Here is a 16,166-nt window from a genome sequence, read left to right as displayed (position 1 = left end):
AACTTGGTGCATTCACTAGTGTAGACAGGCTCTAGTGGTCTCTCCCGACTGAGAACTTGGCGAGTTGCTCCATGGCATCCCGGTAAGGGCTATTCTCAAGTACTTGCAGCTGTTCAATGGCTTTTTCGGCCTGTTGATTGGCTGACTGGGTAGTGTAATCCAGAGCGCCTGTGCTTCTGACGATATCTACTACAGCATCAAGCATGCCAATATCGCCTTCGCGGATGGCCTTGGCAATCGTATCGGCCTGTTCGGCGGTGCCGTTGGCCATGGCATAGATCAGTGGCAAAGTAGGTTTACCTTCGGCCAGATCGTCACCAACGTTCTTGCCCAGGGTATCCGCGTCGCCTTCGTAGTCCAGAGCATCGTCAATCAATTGGAATGCTAACCCAAGATGATAACCAAATTGTTTCAATGCCTGGCGTTGTTCGTTGGAGGCATTGGCCAGCACGGCGCCGGTCTCGCAAGCCGCTTCAAACAGGGCGCCGGTCTTTTTGTAGATGACGTTGAGGTAGTTGTCTTCGCTGACGCTGGGGTCTTTGGCATTTACCAGTTGTTGCACTTCGCCTTCGGAGATGATGTTGGTGGTATCCGACAGGATCTTCATGATTTCCATGTTGCCGATAGCTACCATGATCTGGAATGCTCGGGAATAAAGGAAGTCTCCCACCAGAACGCTGGGGGCATTGCCCCATTTGGCGTTGGCAGTCAGGCGTCCGCGGCGCATGCTGGAGATATCGACAACGTCATCGTGCAACAGGGTGGCGGTGTGGATAAATTCAATAATGGCCGCCAGATCCAGATGTTTGGTCTCGCCAGAATTTTGCTTGTAGTTCAGAGCGTTGGCGGTCAGTAGCACCAGCAGTGGGCGCAGTCGTTTGCCGCCGGCTTCTACCAGATAGTGGCCAATGTTTTCCACCAGATCCACGTTTGAGTTGAGTTGCTCGATAATCAGTTGGTTGACGGCCTCAAAATCTTCGGCCACCGCTTGGTGGAAGGACAGCATAGATGTTGTTTCTTTAATATGGCTAAAATCGGATGTTACTTGAGGTGAGGATGCTATGGGGCAGGCGGGCTGACGTCAAGCTGCGCACCCGGTTTCAGAGTGGATGCGCCGATTTTGTCGGGAAAACCCGGCCGCAGCGGGTGTTGGTGACTATTTATCCGCTTTCATGCTTGCCTGTGTGGTGGGTTTGCCGTATGATTGCCGCCCCTGATTTGCCGGCTGGACCTGTCTGGTGGTGGATCGCGGTTATGAATACGACGCAAGCTTAAACAAAATGCAGGAAGGGTTCTGAATGCTGCTTCGTGTCGTCCAATACTGAATTGGAGCAATTATGTACGCAGTATTTGTTAGCGGTGGCAAGCAGCACCGTGTAGTGGAAGGTGAGACCCTGAAGCTGGAAAAAATTGAAGTGGCAACTGGCGAAACCGTTGAGTTTGACAAGGTTCTGATGGTTGCCAATGGTGACGACATCAAAATCGGTGCGCCGGTTGTTGATGGTGCCAAGGTTACTGCCGAGGTGGTTTCTCACGGTCGTGGTGAAAAGGTTAAGATCATCAAGTTCCGTCGCCGTAAGCACTCTATGACCCGTCAGGGTCACCGTCAGTGGTACACCGAAGTTAAGATCACTGGTATCAAAGGTTAATTGAGGAGTTTGAACAATGGCTCATAAAAAAGCTGGTGGTAGTACTCGAAACGGTCGCGATTCCGAAAGCAAACGCCTTGGTGTTAAGCGCTTCGGCGGCCAAACTGTTCTGGCAGGTAACATCCTGATTCGTCAGCGTGGCACTAGGTTCCACGCTGGTGAGAACGTTGGCATCGGTAAAGACCACACTCTGTTTGCCAAGGCGGACGGTGTTGTTAAGTTCGACGTTAAAGGTCCTAAGAACCGCAAGTTTGTAAGTATCGTTACTGCTTAATTACTTGATGTTCTGGCGCCTTTCGGGGCGCAGCCGAAAGCCCTGTCATTTCCAATGATGGGGCTTTTGTGTTTTTGCTGTTTGGCTTTTGTCAGTGGCAATCGATTATTATTGTTTTAAATGAAACGTTTGGAGGTTGATCGTGAAATTTGTGGATGAGGCGCCTATTTACGTCCATGCGGGACGAGGTGGGAACGGCTGCGTCAGCTTCCGGCGTGAAAAATTTGTGGCCAAGGGTGGTCCCGACGGTGGCGATGGTGGTGACGGTGGCAGTGTTTATCTGCGCGGCGATGAAAACCTCAACACCCTGGTGGATTTCCGCTATCAGCCTAAATATCGTGCCCAGAGTGGTAAGTCAGGAATGGGCCGCAATTGTACCGGTGCCAAGGGTGAAGACCTGATTCTGGATGTGCCGATTGGGACTACGGTGATCGATACCGATACCGAGGAAATTCTGGGTGATATTCGCGCCCACGATGAGTTGCTGTTGGTGGCCAAAGGCGGTTACCACGGCATTGGCAATACCCGTTTTAAATCCAGTGTGAATCGTGCGCCACGCCAGTTTACTCCAGGTAAGGAAGGGGAGGAGCGTAACCTCAAGCTGGAGTTGAAAGTGCTGGCAGACGTTGGTTTGCTGGGCTTGCCCAATGCCGGTAAATCCACCTTTATTCGTGCTGTGTCGTCGGCCAAACCCAAGGTGGCGGATTATCCGTTTACGACGCTGGTGCCCAATCTTGGTGTGGTTAAGGTGCAGCAGCATCGCAGCTTTGTGGTGGCAGACATCCCGGGTTTGATTGAGGGGGCCTCTGAGGGTGCCGGTTTGGGTATCCGCTTTCTCAAGCATCTGACCCGTTGCCGGGTGTTGTTGCATCTGGTGGATATGAGCCCGTTTGATGGCAGCAGTCCTGCGGAAAATGCCAAGGCCATTATTGATGAGTTGCATGCGTTTTCGCCGACTCTGGCCGAGCGCGAGCGCTGGTTGCTGCTGAACAAGGTGGATTTGCTGCCTCCCGAAGAAGTGGAGGATCGCTGTCGCGAAGTGGTTGAGGCGCTGGGTTGGCAGGGGCCGGTATTCCAAATCGCGGCCATCAATAAGCAGGGCACCAATGAAATGGCGGGTCAGTTGATGGATTATTTGGAAGAGCAGTGGGATGCCGAGAAGGAAAATCCTGAGCTGGTAGACGCCGAGGTGGAAACTCAGGAGGCCATGCAGCAGGAGGCGCGGGAGCGTATTGAAGAACTGCGCATGCGCCATAAGCGTCAGAAGAAGTCCGATGATGATCAGGATGATGATTTTGACGATGATGATTACGATGTTGAGTTTGAATACGTGCCCTGAGTATATGGGGTTCTGAGTATCACTCCGAACGGATAATGGGATGAGCATAAGAGAGACATTGCCGGGCTGTCGCCGCGTGGTGGTTAAAATTGGCAGTGCCCTGTTGACCAATGATGGCAAGGGTCTGGATAAAGAGGCTATTGCGGGTTGGGTTGAGCAGTTGGCGCGCCTGAAACAGCAGGGCATGGAGTTGGTGCTGGTGTCGTCTGGAGCGGTGGCGGCGGGCTTGCGTCGTCTCGGTTGGGATGTTCGCCCAGAGTCGCTGCATGAGTTGCAGGCGGCCGCGGCCGTTGGTCAGACCAGTTTGGTGCGCGCTTATGAGCAATTCTTTGAGCGCGACAATATCTGTACTGCTCAGGTGTTGCTGGATCACGATGATCTGTCCAACCGTGAGCGTTATCTGAATGCTCGCTCTACTCTCAAAACCCTGATGAAACTGGGTGTGGTGCCGATCGTTAATGAGAACGATACGGTGGTAACGGATGAAATCCGTTTCGGGGATAACGACACGCTGGGTGCTCTGGTGGCGAATCTGGTTGAGGCAGATGTGTTGGTTATTCTCACGGATCAGGACGGCATGTACACGGCTGACCCACGCACTAATCCCGATGCAGAGCTGATCCTTGAGGCGCCTGCTGATGATGCTTCCCTGGATGGTAAAGCGGGGGACGGCGGTGCTCTTGGTCGAGGTGGTATGATCACCAAGGTACGTGCGGCCCGACTGGCTTCCCGTTCCGGAGCGCATACCTTTATTGTGGGTGGGCGAATCGACCGGGTTATTGATCGTATTTTTGCCGGTGAAGAATTGGGCACACTTCTGACCGCGGGGCAGCAGCCTGAGGCAGCTCGCAAGCGCTGGTTGGCAGGGCATTTACAAATGCGGGGTACCCTGACACTGGATGATGGTGCGGTAAAGGTTTTGCTGCAGAAGGGCAAAAGTCTGTTGCCTGTAGGCGTGACCAAAGTTTCTGGGGCCTTTAAACGCGGCGATATGGTTGCCTGTGTCGATGTGGCTGGTAACGAGATTGCCCGCGGGCTGGTCAATTACGATGCCCGTGAAGCGGCAAAGATTATCGGTAAGTCCAGTGAGCAGTTTGAGGTGCTGCTGGGTTATGTTGATGAAGAAGAATTGATTCACCGCGATAATCTGGTGATTCTCTAGGTTGTTTTTAAAGTGTGTCATTCCGATGCGAAGCGGAGGAATCTTTTGGGGGATCCCTCGCGTGCGCTCGGGATGACATAAAGGGAAGAATAATGAGTATTTTTAAGCGACACATTGATCAAATGTCGGCTTATAAGCCGCCTCTGGAAGGGCGTGATCCGCAAAGTTATACGCTGCTGGATTTTAATGAGCGCACTGTGCCTGTGGCTGATCATATCCGTGAAGCTCTGTTGGCCTATGTCAACAGTGGCCGCTTACAGATGTATCCGAGCTATGGCGATATCACTGATCGCATTGGTGATTACTGTGGCGTTCCTGCGGAGCAAGTGATGATTACCAATGGTTCCGATCACGGTATTGAGTTGATTATTCGCTCGGCTTGCAGTGAGGGAGATGAGGTTATTATTCCGGCCCCCAGTTTTGCCATGTACAACCAGGTGGCTGGTGTTGAAAATCTCAATGTGATTGAGCCGTCCTACGATTTCGAGCACGGTTACCCGGTTGAAGAGGTGATCTCGGCTGTGTCAGACAAAACCCGGGTTATTGTGGTGTGTAATCCCAATAATCCATCGGGCACGCTGGTGGCGTCTGAGGATATATTGATGATCGCCCGCGCAGCTCCCGAGGCCGCCATTCTGGTGGATGAGTGCTATTACGAGTATTCGAAGGCTACTGTCGCCTCTCATCTGGAGGAGTGCCCGAATATTCTGGTTACCCGAACCTTCTCCAAGACCTGGGGCTTGCCTTCTATCCGGTTTGGCTACATTCTCAGTGCGGCTGATAATATACGCGCCCTGCTCAATGTGCGCGGCCCCTACGATATTAATCAGTTTGCGGTCGTGGCTGTGGCCGCGGCTCTGGATAAGCCTGAAGCGTCCATGGCTTATGTGGATGAGGTGATGACGCAGTCGAAGCCGATGTTGGAGGCGTTTTTAAAAGAGCGCAATATTCGTTTCTGGCCGAGTGCTGCCAACTATATCTGGGCTTTTCCTGACGATGCCGAGGCCTTGTCTGAGGGGTTGGAAAAAGCCGCGATTCTGGTTCGCCCCAAGGCCGATCTGGAGGGTAATCTGGGGTTGCGGATTACCTTGGGTACTCGTGAGCAGACGGAGCATTTGCTTTGGGTGCTAGAAGGATTGTTGGATTAAGTTTGTGATGGTTAAATTGCAGGCATAAAAAAACCGGCTCAGTTGCCGGTTTTTTTATGCCTGATGGTCGCTAATCTAAAATTAAGCGGCCAGGGCTTTGATCTGAGCGTTCAGACGGCTCTTGTGGCGAGCGGCTTTATTCTTGTGAATAATGCCTTTGTCTGCGATGCGATCAATAACGGGTACTGCAGCGTTGAATGCTTCCTGAGCTGCAGCTGCGTCACCTGCTTCAATAGCGGCAACTACTTTCTTGATGTAGGTGCGCACCATGGAGCGCAGGCTGGCGTTGTGCTTGCGGGCCTTTTCGTTTTGGCGCGCACGTTTTTTTGCTTGAGGTGAATTGGCCACCGTTGTGCTCCTGTATATCTCGATATAACTGAGTAAATTCTGCGTTTGAATCAAGCTCTGTGAGGTGAGCCAGATTCAGGGACGCGACATTATGCCGTTTTAATGCCCAAAGTCAACTAAAAATTGGCTGTGGATTGTGCGTCGACAGTCTTTGCTCAGCCCTTGAAGGAGTTCAGGCGGCGCTGATTTTGGTTACCTTTTCATCTGCATCTGCATCGTCGCCGGCAGGGTGCTGCTCGAGGAGTAATTCCGGTTTGCCCTTGCAGGCCTTGGCGAGAGTCTCCCGGCGCTTGGCCAGCAGTAGGCCAATGGCCTCACTCTGGGCTTCATCAATATCCAGCTCCTGTTCAATTAAAGAGGTGATGTTGGCGGCCAGTTCCAGCATTTTGTCGTGTTCTTCGGCATCTTTTTTGTTGTCGAACATAGAACCGTCCCTATCGCATTTCCATACAGCAATCACGCCCATTGCGCTGCTCTCCTGTGTTTAAAGATATGGTGGAGTAAGTTTTACAGATAAATACTGTATGGATAGACAGTATTTGCTTTGCGAGCTTCTGTCAAGAGATGTCGTTTTGGTTTTTTCAGGCTCTGTGTCCACCTAGGAAAAGCATAAGTGCACAAAGCGTGTTTCTCAGGTCACTTCGTAGCGACTGTGCACCACTCACTTTTGGCCGACCAGGGCTTAATCTGAAACCGTCAAAACAAACGAGACCTATCGTTCGGTGGAGGAAGTCACAATGAAAACTTTGGAAAGCGTTAATGTTCTGGTCGGCTGCAGTGGGTTGGCAGTTATTGCTAAAAGTGCAGCTTTGGTGGCAGTTATGGCTTTTTCCTCAGGTGTGGCTCAGGCTCAGGAGCCGCTGGCGGATGATGTTGTCTCCTATGAAATGAATTTCTACAATCCCCTCAAAAATGGTCGCAGTTATCGCAGTCTGATGCCTGCGGCGGCTCTGGATAACGAGGCCTTGATCCGAGCTGCAGAGGACATTCGCTCTGCAGAAATGAGTGTTGAGCATCGGGCTCTGAATCATCGCTGGCTTGGTGACAGTGACGGTGAAGATCTGAAGTTTGGGGGCAAGGTTGTTTCCACTTTGCTGCAGATGGGGTTAAGAACTTATTGGGATGGCATACGCAGTGAGAATGAATTCCTCAATAGCAAGGCGGTCCCCGATGTCAGTGGCAAGGGCAAGTTGGCTATTGGCGGTAGTGATGCAGAGGAAGTTGATTACAAGATTCGTCTGTCAGGGGACAAAATCAATTTGAGTGTGAACTACGAGTTCTAATGTCATACCGCCGCGCCCATCATTCAAAATAGGGCGCGCGCATCAAGATCCAGATTATTATCCAGTGACTGGGGTTGGCGTTTGTCATCGAGTTGAAAGCAGTAGTGGGTTTTTTTTGGCAGCTCCTGCAGGCAATTTTCTGTCAGGCGTTGGTAATGCTGGATAAATCGCTGGATTTGTTGCTCCGACATGATCTGGTTGCCGTCACTGACTTGCGCCAGTTTCTGTTCCTGTTCCAGGCGCCACTGGAAAACCTGATTGAATGATGGCGCTTTGAGCATGATCCACAGGTTAAAGCGATTAAACAGTGGCAGGTAATCCCGTTGCAGGGTGGTGTTAACGTATTGTCTCCAGATTCCTTCGGGGTCTTCATTTCTTTCCAGTGGGTTACAAGCGGGCTCCAGTGTCTTCTGGGGTTGTGCCCCCATGCACCAGCCTTCCAGTATCACAATGTCGCAGGGGCATTGTTGTTGTGGCCATGTTTCCCTTGGGTAGCGGTCATCAATGGCTTTATCAAAACGGGGCAGGGCAATATTTCCTTCCGATTTTGACAGTTGGTCCAGCGTGCTGTGGGCCAGTTCAACGTCGTGGGTGCCCGGGACGCCACGGGTTAACAGCAAAGGGTGGATGTCGGAAGCCAGATCGCTGCGCTGCTGGCGGGTCATATAAAAATCATCAACTGAGACAACGGCTACAGACAGTTGGTGCTGGTGGGTCAGCTCCGTTTCCAGATACGCGGCCAGGGTGCTTTTACCGGATCCCTGAGTGCCGTTGATGGCGACAAAATAGGTCTCTGCGGCTGTCTTTTGTCGGGCTATTGTCTCTGCCAGAGATTGATACCACTGGTTTGCGGTCGTCAGGTAACTGTCGGGAAGTCGGTGTTGGCGCAAAAAATGTTGCAGGTAATCCGGTGTGGTCACTTTGGCTCCAGCTTGAATAGAGGCGTCATGGTGCTGTGTTGTGAGCCTATTAAAGCAAAAATTACGGCTTTGGTGATCTTGTGTGTAAAATTCTTTTTTTAAACGCATCGCAGGGTAAGAGAAGGCTGGTTTGGATAATCCAGAAGAAATAAAACAAAAAGCAGGTCAGGTGACGGAACCGGCTGGTGTCAAACCACCCCCCAGTTTGCTTCGCTCCAGTGCGGTGGTTGGTGTGATGACGTTTCTGTCGCGGATTCTGGGTCTGATTCGCGATGTGGTATTTGCCCGCTTTATTGGTGCTGAGGCCGGTGCCGATGCCTTTTTTGTGGCTTTCAAGATTCCCAATTTTTTACGACGTCTGTTTGCTGAAGGGGCTTTCGCTCAGGCTTTTGTGCCGGTGTTGTCGGAGTATCGTACTCAGGGCAGTCAGGCGGCGATCAAGGGGCTGATAGATCGGGTTGCCGGTTGTCTGGGGATAACTTTGGTGTTTGTGACGGCGTTGGCGGTATTGGGTGCACCAGTATTGACGGCAATTTTTGCGCCGGGATTTATTGATCAGCCGGAAAAATTTCAGCTTGCCAGCGACATGATTCGGATTACTTTCCCCTATCTGTTGCTGATTTCCCTGACCGGACTTGCTGGAGCGATTCTCAACAGCTATGACCGTTTTGCCGTGCCTGCATTCACTCCGGTGCTGCTGAATGTGGCCCTGATCTCGGCGGCTGTGATCGCCGCCCCGCACTTTGACAAGCCGGTAATGGCGCTGGCCTGGGGGGTGTTTGCCGCCGGGGTGATGCAGTTGCTGTTTCAGCTGCCGTTTTTGATGCGGCTGGGGTTGATGCCTGCTCCCAAGGTGGATTGGCACGACAAAGGGGTAAAGAAGGTTTTGACTCTGATGGCCCCGGCGGTGTTCGGGGTGTCAGTCAGTCAGATCAATTTGTTGCTCGATACGGTGCTGGCGTCGTTTTTGCCCACCGGCAGTGTCTCCTGGCTGTATTACTCTGATCGCCTGGCTGAGTTGCCTCTCGGGGTGTTTGGTATTGCGGTGGCGACCGTCATCCTGCCGGGGCTGTCCAGGCAGCACGCAGGCGATGATCCGGAAAAATTTTCGGCAACGTTGGATTGGGCCATTCGCATGATTCTGTTGGTGGCTTTGCCCGCCGCGGTGGCGCTGGTGATTCTGGCGGAGCCGATTCTGATGACCCTGTTTATGTACGGTAAAACCACGGCCAATGACATTCTGATGTCCAGTTGGAGTTTGCGGGCCTACGCACTGGGTTTGTTGGCATTTATGCTGATCAAGGTGCTGGCCCCAGGTTACTTTGCCCGGCAGGATATGAAGACACCAGTGCGCATCGGCATTGTCGCGATGGTGGCCAATATGGGGCTGAACCTGGTGTTTGTCTGGATCTTTTATACCCAGTTCAATATGGGGCATGTGGGGTTGGCTCTGGCAACGGCGGGCTCGGCGTTTCTCAATGCCGGTTTGTTGTACCGTGGTTTGCGTCGTGATCAGGTGTTGCGCCCGGCACCGGGCTGGTTGCGTTTTGGGGTTCAGCTGCTGTTGGCAAATCTCGCTATGGGAGTGTTGCTTGTCTGGTGGTTGGCCCAATTGAGCGGTTGGGCTGCTTGGGGCTGGCTGCACAGAGTCTGGGTGTTGGGCTTGCTCTGTGGTTCCGGTTTGCTGGTTTATCTGCTGGTGTTGCTGTTCTCTGGTCTGGATTTCAAGAAAATGCTGGCGCGGGCCTGATTTCCAGGTATTAACAGGCACCAGGACTGGGTTATACTTCGGCCCTTTGATCACAAGTGCGTCAGCCAGATCAGTAACCCGAAGAAACCAGCGAAAGACAAACCCAGTGGCAAGACAACCCTTCAGATTTATCCGCGGATTGCACAACCTAGATCGTGCGCCGAAGCAGACCGTTGTCACCATTGGTTCTTTCGATGGTGTGCATTTGGGGCATCAGGCCATTATCCGGCAGTTGAAGCAGCACGCCCACGAGCTTGGGTTGCCCTCAGTCGCTATTATTTTTGAACCTCAGCCGCACGAGTTCTTTTCCGGTGAACAGGCGCCCCCTCGTCTGATGCGTCTGCGTGAAAAGGTCGTCGCCTTAATGGCTGCCGGTATCGACTACATTTGTTGTCTGCAATTCAATGAGCGCCTGCGCAGCCTGACGGCACAACAATTTATTGATCAGGTTTTGGTTGATGGCTTGGGTACCCGCTTTCTGGTGGTGGGAGATGACTTTCGCTTTGGTTGTGATCGCAGTGGTGATTACCAATTGCTGAAGCAGGTCGGTAAGACATCGGACTTTGAGGTTCAGGATACCCACACCTTCGAAATGGATGGCCAGCGAGTCAGCAGCACCCGAATTCGGGGCGAGCTTGAACAGGCCAATTTGCATCAGGCTGAAACCCTGTTGGGAAGACCTTATACCATTGCCGGTCACGTTGGTTTCGGCCAGCAGTTAGGGCGGCAGTGGGGTGTGCCCACCGCCAATGTGGCCCTGCATCGCTATCGGGCGCCATTGCGCGGTGTGTTTGCCGTGGAAGCTACCTTGGCGGATGGCACAAGCGCTGCCGGTGTTGCCAATGTTGGAGTTCGCCCGACCATTAACGAACAGCTTAAGCCCATTCTTGAGGTGCATCTTTTGGATTTTGCCGGTGATCTGTACGGCAAGATTTTGACCGTCAGATTTTTGCAGAAGTTACGTGATGAGCAAAAATTTGAATCACTGGATGCTTTAAAGCAACAGATATACAACGATATCGATCAGGCCAAAGCCTATTTTGCCGCTGCAGAGTAACCCCTGAGCGGGTAAACAACTTTGAGCCAAATTTACATTTAGAGTACGCAGAACTATGACCGACTACAAAGCCACTTTGAATCTACCCAAGACGGCTTTTGCCATGAAGGCCAATCTGGCACAACGCGAGCCCCAGATGCTGAAAAAATGGCAGGACAACAAACTCTACGAAGTGATTCGCAAGGCTCGCTCGGGCCGGGAAAAGTTTATCCTGCACGATGGGCCTCCCTACGCTAATGGTGATATTCACATTGGCCACTCGGTTAACAAAATTCTTAAAGACATCATCATCAAGTCGAAAACCCTGAGCGGTTTTGATGCCCCTTACATTCCTGGCTGGGATTGTCATGGCCTTCCGATTGAGCACAACGTCGAGAAGAAAATTGGCAAGGCCGGCGTCAAGGTGGATTTCAAGACCTTCCGCAAGAAGTGCCGGGACTATGCGGCCAAACAGGTAGAAGGTCAGAAAAAAGACTTTATCCGTCTGGGTATTCAGGGTGATTGGGACAAGCCCTACCTGACCATGGATTACAAGTTCGAGGCGGACATCATTCGCGCGCTGGGGAAAATCGCCGAGAATGGGCATCTGCATAAGGGCTTTAAGCCGGTTTATTGGAGTGTGGTGGGTGGTTCCGCGCTGGCTGAGGCCGAAGTGGAATATCAGGACAAGACCTCCAACTCCATTGATGTTCGCTACCCGGTGGCCGATATGGCAAAACTGGAATCTGCCGTTGCGGATCTCGGGGGTGATGGAACCGTATCGGTGGTTATCTGGACCACAACCCCCTGGACATTGCCGGCGAGTCAGGCAGTGAGTATGCATGCCGATCTGGATTATGTGGTGGTGCAGGCCGGTGCTGAACGCTTGCTGCTGGCCGAGGCACTGCATGAGTCTGTTATGGCGCGTGCAGGAATTGAATCATTTGAAATTGTGGGTCGCACCACAGGTGCCAAGTTGGGAGGGCTGGAGCTGAATCACCCATTCTATGATCGCATTGTGCCGGTTATTCTTGGCGACCATGTGACCACCGATGCGGGTACCGGCTGTGTGCATACCGCTCCGGATCATGGTGTGGACGATTTCAACGTTGGATCGGCCAATGGTATTGAAACCCTGAATTATATCGATGATCACGGTGTCTATCGTGACGGTGTTGAGCTGTTTGCCGGTGAGCATGTATACAAGGTCGATGACAAGGTGCTGGCTGTTCTGGAAGAGCGGGGCGCACTGTTGCATGCCACCAAGATTACTCACAGCTATCCCCACTGTTGGCGGACCAAAACGCCATTGATTTTCCGTGCAACTCCGCAGTGGTTTGTCAGCATGACCAAAAACCACCTGTTGGGTGATGTTAAAGAAGCCGTAGAAAACGTACAGTGGATTCCCGATTGGGGACGCGCGCGTATCGACAGCATGCTCGATTCCAGCCCCGATTGGTGTATCTCCCGTCAGCGTACCTGGGGAGTGCCCATCGCTCTGTTTGTCCACAAAGACACCCAGGAGTTGCACCCGAGCACCAACCAATTGATTGAGCAGGTAGCAACCAAGGTTGAAGCTGAGGGGATGGATGCCTGGTTTGATTTGGATGCCGCTGAGTTGTTGGGTGAAGACGCCGACCAGTACACCAAGGTAACCGATACTCTGGATGTATGGTTTGATTCCGGTGTCACCCATCACGCTGTGATGCGTGAGCGTGATGAGCTGCAATTTCCGGCGGATCTGTATCTGGAAGGCTCAGATCAACACCGTGGCTGGTTCCAGTCATCCCTGAAAACGTCCATGGCCATCAATGGTGTGCCGCCCTATAAAGCGGTTCTGACCCACGGTTTTACCGTGGATGAGAAAGGTCACAAGATGTCCAAGTCACTAGGCAATGTTATTCCGCCACAGAAGGTTGTGAATGATTTGGGTGCCGATGTCCTTCGGCTTTGGGTTGCCGCCACGGATTTCAGTGGTGAGATGCGTGTTTCCGGTGAAATTCTCAAGCGTACGGCTGATTCTTATCGTCGGATTCGCAATACGGCCCGTTTCCTGTTGTCGAACCTCAACGGTTTTGACCCTGTCAGCGATGCTCTGGCGCCGGAAGACATGTTGTCGCTGGATCGCTACGCGGTTGAGCGCGCGGCGCAGTTGCAGGAAGAAATTATTGAAGCCTATGACAGCTACAACTTTCATATGATTTACCAGAAGCTGCACAACTACTGTGTGGTGGATCTGGGTGGCTTCTATCTGGACATCATCAAGGATCGCCAGTACACCACTCAGGAAAACAGTGTTGCCCGTCGCTCGGCACAGACGGCGCTGTATCATATCGTTGAGGCCTTTGCCCGCTGGATTGCGCCGATTCTGAGCTTTACCGCGGATGAGATCTGGGCACAGATTCCCGGTGAGCACAGTGAGCCGGTGTTTGTTTCTGAGTGGTACGAGTTGCCAAGATTGCCGGCCTCGGTAGAGAAGGGCAGTGATTACTGGGACTTTGTAGCCAATGTCAAAGACGCCGTTAACAAGGTGATTGAAGCCAAACGCTCCGAGGGCGTTGTGGGGGGCTCTCTGCAGGCGTCCGTTACTCTGGCCTGCGACCAATCCCTGGCCGATCGTTTGAGTGAGCTCGGTGATGAGTTGCGCTTTATCCTGATTGCCTCAAAAGCGGAGGTGGTTGTGGGAGATGTCGCAGGTGCGGAAGTGACCGAAGTTGAGGGTCTGTCCGTATTGGTAGAAAAAGCTGCGGGTGAAAAGTGCACACGCTGCTGGCATGTCCGTGAAGACGTTGGCTCGTTCGAAGAGCATCCCGAGCTGTGTGGCCGCTGCGTAGATAACGTTGCTGGCGAGGGTGAGCAGCGTCTGTTCGCTTGATGGCCGGAGTTATGACAGTGCATCAGTCGGTGTGGAAATGGTATGGGCTGGCTCTGTTGGTCTTGCTGCTCGATCAGGGCAGTAAGATGTGGGTCAGTGCCAGCTTTGTCTATGGGCAACCGTGGGTCATTACCGATTTTTTCAATTTTACACTGTTGCATAACACCGGTGCCGCATTCAGTTTTCTGAGTGATGCCGGTGGATGGCAGCGCTGGTTTTTTGGTGTGGTTGCCAGCGTGGTCAGTGTGGTGCTGGTGGTGTGGCTGGCTCGTCTTAAAAACAGCAATTTCTGGGAGTCACTGGCGTTGGCTCTGGTTCTTGGTGGCGCGCTGGGCAATTTATACGATCGAGTGATGTTGGGCTATGTGGTGGATTTTATTGTGCTCCACTATCAACAACACTATTGGCCTGCCTTCAATCTGGCCGACAGTGCCATCGTTGCCGGTGCCGCTATCCTGCTTTTGGGCAGTTTTAAGAAGCCGGCGGATGCGGCTTAATTTTTAAAAGTTTTTAACAGCAGTAGAAAGTTATGAGTCAAACAATTGGTGAGGGTACTCAGGTTACCCTGCATTTTGCTATAAAACTGGAAAATGGTGATGTGGTGGATTCCACTTTCGATAAAACTCCGGCGTCTTTTGCAGTCGGCGATGGCAGTCTGCTGCCCGGTTTTGAAAAGGCGCTGTTCGGTTTGCAGACTGGAGAAAAGGGTGCTTTTGTTATCAAACCTGAAGATGGCTTTGGTGCGATTAACACCAATAATCGGCAGGAAATGCCCCGCAGCCAGTTTCCCGAAGATATCGAATTGGTAGAAGGCTTAATGCTGTCTTTCGCCGATGCCCAGAAGGCTGAAATGCCTGGCGTTGTTTATGGTTTTGATGATGAAACCGTTACCATCGATTTTAATCACCCGCTGGCTGGTCGCGATATTGTCTTTGAAGTTGAAATTATTGATGTAGCCCCAGCGGCTCAGTAATAACCTGTTCAGGTAGAAGTGATGACTATGGATATTCATCTGGCGAATCCCCGTGGCTTCTGTGCCGGAGTGGATCGTGCAATCGATATTGTGAACCGGGCGCTTGATGTTTTTGGTGCGCCTATCTATGTCCGTCATGAGGTGGTTCACAATAAATTTGTAGTCGATAGTTTGCGTGGTCGTGGCGCGGTGTTTGTTGAAGAGCTGGATGAAGTGCCGGACGATGTCATTGTGATTTTCAGTGCCCACGGTGTCTCCAAAGCGGTGCGGGAAGAAGCGGCAAATCGGGGTTTAAGAGTCTTTGATGCCACCTGCCCGTTGGTGACCAAAGTGCATATGGAAGTGGTTCGCTATTCCGGTTCCGGCGCTGAGTGTGTTTTGATCGGACACGAAGGGCACCCTGAGGTGGAAGGCACCATGGGGCAGTACGATGCTGCTCAGGGTGGCGCTATCTACCTGGTGGAGGATGAAGCGGATGTGTCCCGCCTCGAAGTTAATGATCCGAATAACCTGTATTTCGTTACCCAGACGACTCTGTCCATGGATGATACAGCCAAAGTGATTGATGCTTTGCGTGAAAAGTTTCCCAATATTCAGGGGCCTCGCAAAGACGACATTTGCTACGCCACCCAGAATCGTCAGGATGCGGTGAAACAACTGGCCCTGGAAAATGATCTGGTGTTGGTCGTTGGTTCACCCAATAGCTCCAATTCCAATCGTCTGCGTGAATTGGCCGAGCGCTGCGGCTCCGAGTCCTATCTGATTGACGGGCCACAGGATATTGAGACTGCCTGGCTCGACAGTAAGCGCGCTATCGGTATTACCGCAGGGGCTTCTGCACCGGAAAATCTGGTGCAGGATGTGGTGTCGAGGCTGCAGGAATTGGGCGCTCAGGCATCGGTTGAAGTGGCTGGCAGAGAAGAAAATATCAGTTTTTCGCTGCCAAAAGAACTTCGATAAATCGCAAAATAAAAAAACCGGCATAAGCCGGTTTTTTTTAATTGGTCTCCCAATTTCCAGTTCGAAGGCCTTGGGAGTTAATGGTTAAATCACCATCTTCTACTTGATCTCCCTGAGCTGTGGCAACTAAGTTCACACATTCATTGATGCCTCCCCCACAAGCCTGTGCGCTGATCTGATAGAAGCCTGCTTCTGATGTGACGGTGTTGGAAGCAAACCCTAAATCAGTCAGTGCTGTCGTATAGGTTATGTTATTTACAAAGAAGCGTTCCTGAGCCTGCATTATTTGGGCAAGAATAATCATCGCATCTGTCCGTCGGGCGGTTCGGACGTTCTCTTGATACGCAGGCATAACGATACTGGCCAAGAGGCCAAGTATCGCGACGACCACCATTAACTCGATCAGGGAAAATCCCTGATGTTTATTCCTAGTGTTTGAATTCATCATG

17 protein-coding genes are annotated in these 16,166 nt (G+C 52.1%); 12 read left to right on the top strand and 5 right to left on the bottom strand.

Translation table 11 applies throughout. The features are described 5' to 3' along the window. Nucleotides 1–31 precede the first annotated feature (31 nt). A complete protein-coding gene (locus tag ACPXV9_RS12975) occupies nucleotides 32–1,006 on the bottom strand; it encodes a polyprenyl synthetase family protein (protein WP_423897809.1) in 975 nt (324 codons plus the stop codon). A gap of 331 nt (nucleotides 1,007–1,337) precedes the next feature. On the opposite strand from ACPXV9_RS12975, the gene rplU reads away from it, so the two are divergent. The 5 genes from rplU to ACPXV9_RS12950 all read left to right on the top strand — a co-directional run bounded on the left by rplU (nucleotide 1,338) and on the right by ACPXV9_RS12950 (nucleotide 5,572). Next, on the top strand, nucleotides 1,338–1,649 hold the full coding sequence (rplU, locus tag ACPXV9_RS12970; RefSeq protein WP_423897806.1) for a 50S ribosomal protein L21: 312 nt from the start codon (nucleotides 1,338–1,340) through the stop codon (nucleotides 1,647–1,649). A gap of 16 nt (nucleotides 1,650–1,665) precedes the next feature. Next, a complete protein-coding gene (gene rpmA / locus ACPXV9_RS12965; RefSeq protein WP_423897805.1) occupies nucleotides 1,666–1,923 on the top strand; it encodes a 50S ribosomal protein L27 in 258 nt (85 codons plus the stop codon). A 142-nt stretch (nucleotides 1,924–2,065) separates the two neighbouring features. Next, entirely contained in the window at nucleotides 2,066–3,262 is a 1,197-nt protein-coding gene (cgtA, locus tag ACPXV9_RS12960) for an Obg family GTPase CgtA (RefSeq protein WP_423897802.1), read from the top strand. Between the two features lie 40 nt (nucleotides 3,263–3,302). Next, nucleotides 3,303–4,424, top strand: coding sequence for a glutamate 5-kinase (gene proB / locus ACPXV9_RS12955; protein WP_423897800.1), 1,122 nt, complete (start codon nucleotides 3,303–3,305; stop codon nucleotides 4,422–4,424). 92 nt (nucleotides 4,425–4,516) lie between these two features. Next, complete coding sequence (locus ACPXV9_RS12950; protein ID WP_423897798.1) at nucleotides 4,517–5,572, top strand: pyridoxal phosphate-dependent aminotransferase; 1,056 nt, start codon at nucleotides 4,517–4,519, stop codon at nucleotides 5,570–5,572. Between the two features lie 81 nt (nucleotides 5,573–5,653). Here the strand turns inward: ACPXV9_RS12950 and rpsT are convergent, their stop codons facing one another. Together rpsT and ACPXV9_RS12940 are read right to left on the bottom strand one after the other, a co-directional pair. Next, complete coding sequence (gene rpsT / locus ACPXV9_RS12945; RefSeq protein WP_423897796.1) at nucleotides 5,654–5,920, bottom strand: 30S ribosomal protein S20; 267 nt, start codon at nucleotides 5,918–5,920, stop codon at nucleotides 5,654–5,656. Between the two features lie 172 nt (nucleotides 5,921–6,092). After that, nucleotides 6,093–6,386 (bottom strand): YebG family protein, encoded by a 294-nt coding sequence (locus ACPXV9_RS12940; protein ID WP_423897794.1) that lies wholly within the window; start codon nucleotides 6,384–6,386, stop codon nucleotides 6,093–6,095. A 271-nt stretch (nucleotides 6,387–6,657) separates the two neighbouring features. On the opposite strand from ACPXV9_RS12940, the gene ACPXV9_RS12935 reads away from it, so the two are divergent. Continuing rightward, nucleotides 6,658–7,203 (top strand): hypothetical protein, encoded by a 546-nt coding sequence (locus ACPXV9_RS12935; protein ID WP_423897792.1) that lies wholly within the window; start codon nucleotides 6,658–6,660, stop codon nucleotides 7,201–7,203. Between the two features lie 23 nt (nucleotides 7,204–7,226). Here the strand turns inward: ACPXV9_RS12935 and ACPXV9_RS12930 are convergent, their stop codons facing one another. Continuing rightward, nucleotides 7,227–8,123: a hypothetical protein gene (locus tag ACPXV9_RS12930; protein ID WP_423897789.1), complete on the bottom strand. Its 897-nt coding sequence runs from the start codon at nucleotides 8,121–8,123 to the stop codon at nucleotides 7,227–7,229. A 169-nt stretch (nucleotides 8,124–8,292) separates the two neighbouring features. Here ACPXV9_RS12930 and murJ point away from each other — a divergent pair, with 169 nt between their 5' ends. The 6 genes from murJ (at nucleotide 8,293) to ispH (ending at nucleotide 15,717) form a co-directional block, all read left to right on the top strand. Continuing rightward, nucleotides 8,293–9,873: a murein biosynthesis integral membrane protein MurJ gene (gene murJ, locus ACPXV9_RS12925; RefSeq protein WP_423898006.1), complete on the top strand. Its 1,581-nt coding sequence runs from the start codon at nucleotides 8,293–8,295 to the stop codon at nucleotides 9,871–9,873. Between the two features lie 106 nt (nucleotides 9,874–9,979). Then, nucleotides 9,980–10,930, top strand: a complete 951-nt coding sequence (ribF, locus tag ACPXV9_RS12920) for a bifunctional riboflavin kinase/FAD synthetase (protein ID WP_423897788.1) — start codon at nucleotides 9,980–9,982, stop codon at nucleotides 10,928–10,930. 55 nt (nucleotides 10,931–10,985) lie between these two features. After that, nucleotides 10,986–13,784, top strand: a complete 2,799-nt coding sequence (ileS, locus tag ACPXV9_RS12915) for an isoleucine--tRNA ligase (protein WP_423897785.1) — start codon at nucleotides 10,986–10,988, stop codon at nucleotides 13,782–13,784. Between the two features lie 11 nt (nucleotides 13,785–13,795). Then, nucleotides 13,796–14,281, top strand: coding sequence for a signal peptidase II (lspA, locus tag ACPXV9_RS12910; RefSeq protein ID WP_423897783.1), 486 nt, complete (start codon nucleotides 13,796–13,798; stop codon nucleotides 14,279–14,281). A gap of 32 nt (nucleotides 14,282–14,313) precedes the next feature. Further along, complete coding sequence (locus ACPXV9_RS12905; protein ID WP_423897780.1) at nucleotides 14,314–14,757, top strand: FKBP-type peptidyl-prolyl cis-trans isomerase; 444 nt, start codon at nucleotides 14,314–14,316, stop codon at nucleotides 14,755–14,757. A 27-nt stretch (nucleotides 14,758–14,784) separates the two neighbouring features. After that, the gene (gene ispH / locus ACPXV9_RS12900; protein ID WP_423897778.1) at nucleotides 14,785–15,717 is read left to right on the top strand and encodes a 4-hydroxy-3-methylbut-2-enyl diphosphate reductase; all 933 of its coding nucleotides are present in this window, start codon (nucleotides 14,785–14,787) and stop codon (nucleotides 15,715–15,717) included. A gap of 37 nt (nucleotides 15,718–15,754) precedes the next feature. Here ispH and ACPXV9_RS12895 read toward each other — a convergent pair whose 3' ends face one another. Further along, nucleotides 15,755–16,165, bottom strand: coding sequence for a type IV pilin protein (locus ACPXV9_RS12895; protein WP_423897775.1), 411 nt, complete (start codon nucleotides 16,163–16,165; stop codon nucleotides 15,755–15,757). Between the last annotated feature and the right edge of the window lies 1 nt (nucleotide 16,166).

The sequence above is a fragment of the Candidatus Pelagadaptatus aseana genome (assembly GCF_040362265.1).
Taxonomy (GTDB): domain Bacteria; phylum Pseudomonadota; class Gammaproteobacteria; order Pseudomonadales; family Cellvibrionaceae; genus Pelagadaptatus; species Pelagadaptatus aseana.
The sequence above is the reverse complement of the archived record's forward strand: the minus strand, read 5'-3'. Positions and strand labels throughout refer to the sequence as shown.

Bases quoted from the DNA above. Each gene is read 5' to 3' on its own strand.
- ACPXV9_RS12935 (WP_423897792.1), top strand. From the start codon at position 6,658: ATGAAAACTTTGGAAAGCGTTAATGTTCTGGTCGGCTGCAGTGGGTTG.
- lspA (WP_423897783.1), top strand. From the start codon at position 13,796: ATGACAGTGCATCAGTCGGTGTGGAAATGGTATGGGCTGGCTCTGTTG.
- ACPXV9_RS12895 (WP_423897775.1), bottom strand. From the start codon at position 16,165: ATGATGAATTCAAACACTAGGAATAAACATCAGGGATTTTCCCTGATC.
- ACPXV9_RS12940 (WP_423897794.1), bottom strand. From the start codon at position 6,386: ATGGGCGTGATTGCTGTATGGAAATGCGATAGGGACGGTTCTATGTTC.
- rplU (WP_423897806.1), top strand. From the start codon at position 1,338: ATGTACGCAGTATTTGTTAGCGGTGGCAAGCAGCACCGTGTAGTGGAA.
- ACPXV9_RS12905 (WP_423897780.1), top strand. From the start codon at position 14,314: ATGAGTCAAACAATTGGTGAGGGTACTCAGGTTACCCTGCATTTTGCT.
- ileS (WP_423897785.1), top strand. From the start codon at position 10,986: ATGACCGACTACAAAGCCACTTTGAATCTACCCAAGACGGCTTTTGCC.
- proB (WP_423897800.1), top strand. From the start codon at position 3,303: ATGAGCATAAGAGAGACATTGCCGGGCTGTCGCCGCGTGGTGGTTAAA.
- rpmA (WP_423897805.1), top strand. From the start codon at position 1,666: ATGGCTCATAAAAAAGCTGGTGGTAGTACTCGAAACGGTCGCGATTCC.
- ispH (WP_423897778.1), top strand. From the start codon at position 14,785: ATGGATATTCATCTGGCGAATCCCCGTGGCTTCTGTGCCGGAGTGGAT.
- ACPXV9_RS12950 (WP_423897798.1), top strand. From the start codon at position 4,517: ATGAGTATTTTTAAGCGACACATTGATCAAATGTCGGCTTATAAGCCG.
- ACPXV9_RS12975 (WP_423897809.1), bottom strand. From the start codon at position 1,006: ATGCTGTCCTTCCACCAAGCGGTGGCCGAAGATTTTGAGGCCGTCAAC.